This is a genomic window from Citromicrobium bathyomarinum (assembly GCF_021021475.1).
GTDB lineage: Bacteria > Pseudomonadota > Alphaproteobacteria > Sphingomonadales > Sphingomonadaceae > Alteriqipengyuania > Alteriqipengyuania bathyomarina.
Genome location: NZ_JAINWL010000005.1, coordinates 1 through 6,728, shown reverse-complemented (window position 1 = coordinate 6,728; position 6,728 = coordinate 1). Strand labels below are relative to the sequence as shown.

7 protein-coding genes are annotated in these 6,728 nt (G+C 64.8%); 6 read left to right on the top strand and 1 reads right to left on the bottom strand.

Annotated elements, in window-relative coordinates:
• The 6 genes from K7H93_RS15805 to K7H93_RS15780 form a co-directional block, all read left to right on the top strand.
• Positions 1 to 452 (top strand): polysaccharide biosynthesis protein (locus K7H93_RS15805; protein ID WP_230784432.1); only part of this gene is annotated, 452 nt, incomplete at its 5' end.
• On the top strand, positions 449 to 1,558 hold the full coding sequence (gene wbjC / locus K7H93_RS15800) for a UDP-2-acetamido-2,6-beta-L-arabino-hexul-4-ose reductase (RefSeq protein ID WP_230784431.1): 1,110 nt from the start codon (positions 449 to 451) through the stop codon (positions 1,556 to 1,558). The genes K7H93_RS15805 and wbjC, both read left to right, overlap by 4 nt.
• Positions 1,559 to 1,571: 13 nt before the next feature.
• Positions 1,572 to 2,696: a non-hydrolyzing UDP-N-acetylglucosamine 2-epimerase gene (gene wecB, locus K7H93_RS15795; protein WP_230784430.1), complete on the top strand. Its 1,125-nt coding sequence runs from the start codon at positions 1,572 to 1,574 to the stop codon at positions 2,694 to 2,696.
• Positions 2,697 to 2,811: 115 nt separating this feature from the next.
• Positions 2,812 to 3,546, top strand: coding sequence for a class I SAM-dependent methyltransferase (locus K7H93_RS15790; RefSeq protein WP_230784429.1), 735 nt, complete (start codon positions 2,812 to 2,814; stop codon positions 3,544 to 3,546).
• A 19-nt stretch (positions 3,547 to 3,565) separates the two neighbouring features.
• Positions 3,566 to 4,882 carry a glycosyltransferase family 4 protein gene (locus tag K7H93_RS15785; RefSeq protein ID WP_230784428.1) on the top strand — a complete coding sequence of 439 codons (1,317 nt, stop codon included), beginning with the start codon at positions 3,566 to 3,568 and terminating at the stop codon, positions 4,880 to 4,882.
• Positions 4,875 to 5,363 (top strand): WbuC family cupin fold metalloprotein, encoded by a 489-nt coding sequence (locus tag K7H93_RS15780; protein ID WP_230784427.1) that lies wholly within the window; start codon positions 4,875 to 4,877, stop codon positions 5,361 to 5,363. Before K7H93_RS15785 ends, K7H93_RS15780 begins: the two co-directional genes overlap by 8 nt.
• On the opposite strand, the gene K7H93_RS15775 is transcribed toward K7H93_RS15780, so the two are convergent.
• Complete coding sequence (locus K7H93_RS15775) at positions 5,356 to 6,510, bottom strand: tetratricopeptide repeat protein (protein ID WP_230784426.1); 1,155 nt, start codon at positions 6,508 to 6,510, stop codon at positions 5,356 to 5,358. The two genes, K7H93_RS15780 and K7H93_RS15775, sit on opposite strands and share 8 nt — an antisense overlap.
• Between the last annotated feature and the right edge of the window lie 218 nt (positions 6,511 to 6,728).

Sequence of the window (6,728 nt, the reverse complement as noted above, 5' to 3'; positions counted from 1 at the left end):
GCTTCATGATGACGCTCGACGATGCGATCGAGCTGGTCCTCTACGCGTTCGAGCATGGCAATAATGGCGACATCTTCGTCCAGAAGGCACCCGGTGCGACTGTGGGGATCCTCGCCGAGGCGCTGCGCCAGATGCTTGGCAAGCCGGAGCACGAGATCCGCATCATCGGCACCCGCCATGGCGAGAAGCTGCACGAATCGCTGCTCAGCCGCGAAGAGCGCGCGGTGGCCGAGGATCTGGGCGAATATTACCGCGTGCCCCCCGACGGGCGCGACCTCAACTACGAAAAGTTCGTCGACGAGGGCGAGAAGCGCCTGAGCACGGGCGAGGAATACAACTCCCACAACACCCACCAGCTCGACGTCGAAGGGATGAAGCAGCTGCTGATGAAGCTGCCCTTCATCGTCCGGCTGGTGAATGGCGAAGACGCCGAGATGGAGCTGCTGGGATGAGCATTGCGCTGGTGACCGGGGCCGAGGGCTTTATCGGCCGCAACCTCACGATCCGGCTGGGCGAGCTCGGCCACGAAGTGATCCCGATCGGGCGCGGCCACGATGCGTCCGATCTCGCCGACGCGGCGAAACGCGCCGATTTCGTGTTCCATCTGGCAGGTGTGAACCGGCCGCAGGACCCGGCGGACTTCGCGACCGGCAACCGCGATTTCACCAGTGAGGTGTGCGAAGCGCTGGCCGCAGCGGGCAATACCGCGCCGATCGCCTATACCTCCTCGATCCAGGCCGCCGCCGATAATCCCTATGGGGAGAGCAAGCGCGGGGCCGAACAGGCGCTGGAGCGCCACGGCGAGGCAACCGGCGCGCCGGTGCTGATCTATCGCCTGCCCAACGTGTTCGGCAAATGGGCGCGCCCCAACTACAATTCCGCGGTTGCGACCTTCTGCCACAATATCGCGCACGGGCTGGAGATCACGGTCAACGATCCCGTCGCGCCGCTGCGGCTGGTCTATGTCGACGATGTGGTCGCCGCTTTCGTCGCGCTGCTGGAAGACGGCGCGACCCGCGACAGCGGCTTTCACGAGGTGCAGCCGGTTTACGAGACCACGGTGGGCGAAGTCGCGGAGACGATCCGCAGCTTCCCCGGCAGCCGCGACACGCTGGTCTCTCCGCGCGTGGGAACCGGGCTTACCCGCGCGCTCTATTCGACCTACCTGAGCTATCTCGAGCCCGAGCAGTTCAGCTACGGCCTGCCGATCCATGCGGACCCGCGCGGGGCCTTCGTGGAGATGCTCAAGACGCCCGATGCCGGGCAGTTCTCCTACTTCACCTCCGGCCCGGGCGTGACCCGCGGCGATCACTACCACCACACCAAGGCGGAGAAATTCCTGGTCATCCAGGGCACCGCCCATTTCGGCTTTCGCCATATCGTCACCGGCGAAACCTACGAGGTGGTGACGAAGGGCGGCGAGGCCAAGATTGTCGAGACCATTCCAGGCTGGACGCACAATATCACCAATATCGGCGAGGACGAGCTGATCTGCATGCTCTGGGCGAACGAGATTTTCGATCGCGACCGGCCCGATACCATCGCCGAGAAGGTTTGAGATTATGGGCAAGATGAAGGTCATGACGGTCGTCGGGACACGGCCCGAGATCATCCGCCTGTCGCGCGTGCTGATCGCGCTGGACGAGGCGTGCGAGCATATTCTGGTCCACACCGGGCAGAACCACGATTACGAGCTGAGCCAGGTCTTCTTCGACGATCTGGGCATCCGCAAGCCCGACCATTTCCTCCACGCAGCCGTTGCCGGAGCGCCGGTCGCGACGATCGGCAACATCATGATCGGGATGGAAAAGCTGCTCAAGGAGGTCCAGCCCGAAGCGCTGCTGGTGCTGGGCGACACGAACAGCTGCCTGTCCGTCCTCCCGGCCAAGCGCGCCAAGATCCCCGTGTTCCACATGGAGGCGGGCAATCGCTGCTTCGACCAGCGCGTGCCGGAGGAAATCAACCGCCGGATCGTGGACCACACCGCCGATATCAACCTGACCTACAGCGATATTGCGCGCGAATACCTGCTCGCCGAAGGCCTGCCGCCCGATCGCGTGATCAAGACCGGCAGCCCGATGTACGAGGTGCTGCACGCCTATATGGACCGGATCGACGCGTCCGACGTGCTCGACCGGCTCAAGCTCGAGGAGCATGAGTACTTCGTGGTCAGCGCGCACCGCGAGGAGAATATCGAGAGCGATGCGAACTTCCTTCGGCTGGTCGCGATCCTCAACCGGATCGCCGAAACCTACGACCGGCCGGTGATCGTCTCGACCCATCCGCGCACCCAGAACCGGATCGACCGGGCGGGGGTGGAATTCCATCCCAACGTGCGCCTGCTAAAGCCGCTGGGCTTCCACGACTATGTGCGGCTGCAGAAATCGGCCCGCGCCGTGCTGTCGGACAGCGGCACGATCACCGAGGAATCCTCGATCCTCAACTTCCCCGCGCTCAACATCCGCGAGGCGCACGAGCGGCCCGAGGGGATGGAAGAAGGCACGGTGATGATGACCGGGCTCAGCATCGACCGGGTCGAGCAGGGCCTCGAAATCATCGCCTCGCAGGCGCGCGGCGAAGAGCGCGATCTGCGGCTGGTTGCGGATTATTCGATGCCCAACGTCTCGGCGAAGGTGGTGCGGATCATCCATTCCTACACCGATTACGTGCGCCGCACGGTCTGGAAGGAATACTGACGCGCAGGCCGACGCCGGGCCGCCTGCATGGACTCGCAGGGGCCGGGGGCATATATCGACCTGCGATACGCGGCGGAGCGGGGCCGATAATCACGCCGCGGAGCAAGGAAATCCGATGAACGAGATGGTGACGCAGAAGAAGCTGGCGGATGCCCAGATCGAAGCCTTCTACCACGACGAATTCGTCGAAGATCAGGTGCGCGACTTCGGCAACCTCAACGACGCGGATTCGGGCGCCAAGGCGATCGTCGATATCGGCGGCGGCTGCGGCTTCTTCGCGCGCAGCCTGACCGACGTCCATGGCTATCGCACCCGCGTGCTCGACATGGACACCCGCTCGGTCGCGAAATGCCACGAGATCGGCGTCGACGCCGAACTGGGCGATGCGCTTGCCCCGGAGCCGACCGGCGACGAGGACGTGGTCTGCTTCAACCTGATCCTCCACCACCTCGTCGGTAAGAACGAGGCGGAGACGCGGCGCTTGCAGATCCAGGCGCTCAAGGCGTGGCACGGCAAGGCCCGGCGCGTGTTCGTGAACGAATATATCTACCAGAGCTTCGTCCCGCACCTGAGCGGGCGGTGGATCTTCGAAATCACCTCGAGCAGCCTGCTTTCGGCAGTGGGCAGCGCGATCGGCAAGGTTGTGCCCGCACTGCGCGCCAACACCTTCGGCGTCGGCGTGCGCTTCCGCTCCAACGAGCAATGGCGCGAGCTGTTTGCCGAAGCGGGATACAAGGTGGTGGGCCATGCCGAAGGCAAGCCAGAGCCGATCTCACCGCCGCTGCGTGGTCTGCTGATCAAGACGATCCGCCGCGACAGCTACCTCCTTGAGCCGATCCCCGCCGCCTGACACGCAAAGGGGGCAAGCGATGAACGATATCCGCCATCCGGCGGCCCAAGGAGCGGCTGATGTCCCCGCGGATGACGCCCGCAAGCTGAAGATTCTCATCCTCAGCCAGTATTTCTGGCCCGAGGGTTTCCGTGTGAACGACCTCGCCAGCGAACTGATCGCGCGCGGCCATGAGGTCACCGTGCTGACCGGCCTGCCGAACTATCCGGATGGCGAGGTCTTCCCCGACTTCCGCGACCATCCCGAGAAATACGCCAGCTTCGAAGGAGCCCCCGTGCACCGCGTGCCGGTGATTCCGCGCGGGAACAGCAGCTTGAAGCTGATGCTCAACTATCTCAGCTTTGCGTTTTCAGGCACGATCTTCGGCCCCGGCAAGCTGCGCGGCCAGCGCTTCGACGCGATCTTCGTGTTCCAGACCTCGCCGATCACCTCGGCGCTGCCCGCGCTGTGGATCGGCTGGCGCAAGCGCGCGCCGGTGCTGATGTGGGTCCTCGACCTGTGGCCCGATACGCTTTCCGCCATCGGGGTGGTCAAATCGCCCGCGCTGCTGGGGCTGGTCGGCAAGCTGGTCAGCTTCATCTACAAGCGCTGCGCCCGCATCCTCGTCCAGTCGCGCGCCTTCTACGACAATGTCGAGCGCTATGCGGGCGGCACGGACACGATCCGTTATTTCCCCGGCTGGCCCGAGCCCGTGTTTCAGAACGCGGTCGACGGGCTCGCCCCTCCGCCCGAGCTCTCTCCCTATGCGGACGACTTCAAGGTGATGTTCGCCGGTAATCTGGGCCAGGCACAGGACATTCCGGCGATCATCGAAGCAGCCGACGTGCTGCGTGACGAGCCGGGCCTGCGCTGGATCATCGTGGGCGACGGGCGTGCGGGCGAAGATGCGCGCGCCGAGGTCGCCAGGCGCGGGCTGGGGGACAAGGTGATCTTCGCGGGCCGTCACCCGCTCGAACGCATGCCATCCTTCTTCAGCGCCGCCGACGCGCTGCTGGTGACGCTGCGTGACGAGCCGATCTGGTCGATGACCATCCCCGGCAAGGTCCAGTCCTACCTTGCCTCCGGCCGCCCGCTGCTCGGCATGTTCAACGGCGAAGGCGGGCGCGTCATCCGTGAGGCCGAAGCCGGGATGACTGCACCCGCTGGCGACTACCGCACACTGGCAGACAATGTCCGCACAATGATGCACATGTCGCGTGAAGAGCGCGCCGAGCTTGGCAGGAACGGGCGTGCCTACGCACAGGCCCATTTCAACCGCGCTGCGTTAATCGCCAGTCTGGAAGAATGGATCGTCGAGCTTGGCGACGAGACGACCGAGGAGCGACAGCATGCCTAATCTCGCCGATCTCACCCCTGCCTTCCTCGACGAGTTGAGCGAGGCGGCGCTCCGGTCCGACCGGCGGCGGATGCACTATTGCATCCACGCCGACCACTCCGACCCGGTGCAGATGATGGTCAATGCGGTTGCGTCCGACAGCTACATCCGCCCGCACCGCCATAGCCTCGATCCGAAAGTCGAGCATCTGAGTGCGCTGCGCGGAAGCTTTGCCTGTTTCGTATTCGACGATGCGGGAGAGGTCCTGTCCAGCAAGATTTTCGGCGAGCACGGCGATGCGCCTTTCGGCATTACCCTGCCGCCCGAGGCGTGGCACACGGTGGTCGCGCTGGATGATGGCGCAATCCTGCTCGAAGTAAAGCAGGGGCCGTTCAGGCCCGAACTGGCGAAGGAGCCTGCCGACTGGTCGCCTGAAGAGGGCACGGCGGAAGGTGTCGCGCTGATCGAGCGGCTGCGCGTCGGGCTTCCCCCGCTCAGTTAGAGCCCGCGCCGACCCGCGTGATCGTGGGGCTGGCGAAGGACGTGTTCTGCGCCTGGAATCCGCTCGACTGGCGCGCCGTGAGCGTCAGCGTCTGCTGCGGGCAGTCGGCGGGCACGGTGAAGGCTGTGCGATAGGCCTGCGTGCCCTGCCCTTCGGCCAGGTCCGCCATCGCGAAGGGCTGGCCATCCGTGCAGGCGATTTCCCAGCGATAGGCGGAACGATCGCTTCCCTGCGGCGCCTCGAAGCTGCCCGCAAGGTGATAGCGGCCCGGGGCGAGCCGCAATGCCTGACTGGCGACCGCACCCGATGATGATGGGACCTTGCTCACGTCGAGGACGTAATCGTCCCCCGAACGGATAATCGTGGGCAGGATGCCCGTCGGTTCGTCCAGCTTCCAGTCGAAGGATGTCGAATAGGCCCGCGTCTGGCTGAAGGGCCGGATCGTGCCTGGCTTCCGGTTGATCCGGCTGGTGTAGTAATCCCAGGCGTCCTGGCGGAAGCCCCGGTTGTACAGGTTGGTCGCAAGCAGCTGATCGGCGGGATAGGCGATCTTGGTGCCCGCACGCCGCAGTTCTTCGACCAGCAGCGCGATATCCTTCGGGTTACTGGCGCTCATCGCCGCAACATTGATGAAGTTCTGACCCCATGGCGGGTTGCTGCGAAACAGGCGGATGAGTTCCTTGCGCACCAGCGGCTCGCTTGCCGCACTGGCCAGCGTCGGGAAGAGGACGTCGGTTGCGTTCTCTTCGGTCCGAAGCGCGAGGTCGTAGTGCTCCAGCGCGCCGCGGATGTCGCCCCGCATGGCCGCCTGCTCGATCGCCCAGATATGCGCGCGGGTCTCGCGGCGCGACATCCGCAGCGCATAGGCGAATGCTTCGTCGGTTTGCGCCGGTTGGTTGTTGAGCTGGCTCGCAAGGCCGATCGCGACCGCAGCGTCGACCGCAGTCGGGTCTTGCTCCAGCGCGCGCGCAGCGACTTCGCGAAAATTGGTCGGACGATCACCTTGGATCGGGTTTGATACCTCGGAGAGGGCAAAGCGGCCCGCGATCACCGGATTGGACGGATCGACCGCATAGGCGAGATCGATCGACCGTCGCGCCATCGCCGAACCCAGCGAATAGACCCCGCTGGCCACGCCGCTCAGCACTGCGAGGGCAGCAATGACGTAACGGGTCCGTCTGCCCAGCGGCAGCGAAAAACCGGACGCGGAAGCTCCGCCCGCGGCCGAGGCACTCGCTTTCGCGGTGCGAGCTGGTTTGGCGTCAGGCACTCTTGCCTTCGTCCTCCTTGCCGTATGAGTATCCGTATTCGTAGCCGTAGGAATAACCGTAGGCGGATTTCTTGGCTTCGAACTTGGTGAGGAGG

Excerpts from the sequence above, each read along its gene's own strand:
- K7H93_RS15785 (WP_230784428.1), top strand. The coding sequence starts at position 3,566 with ATGAACGATATCCGCCATCCGGCGGCCCAAGGAGCGGCTGATGTCCCC.
- K7H93_RS15780 (WP_230784427.1), top strand. The coding sequence starts at position 4,875 with ATGCCTAATCTCGCCGATCTCACCCCTGCCTTCCTCGACGAGTTGAGC.
- wecB (WP_230784430.1), top strand. The coding sequence starts at position 1,572 with ATGAAGGTCATGACGGTCGTCGGGACACGGCCCGAGATCATCCGCCTG.
- wbjC (WP_230784431.1), top strand. The coding sequence starts at position 449 with ATGAGCATTGCGCTGGTGACCGGGGCCGAGGGCTTTATCGGCCGCAAC.
- K7H93_RS15790 (WP_230784429.1), top strand. The coding sequence starts at position 2,812 with ATGAACGAGATGGTGACGCAGAAGAAGCTGGCGGATGCCCAGATCGAA.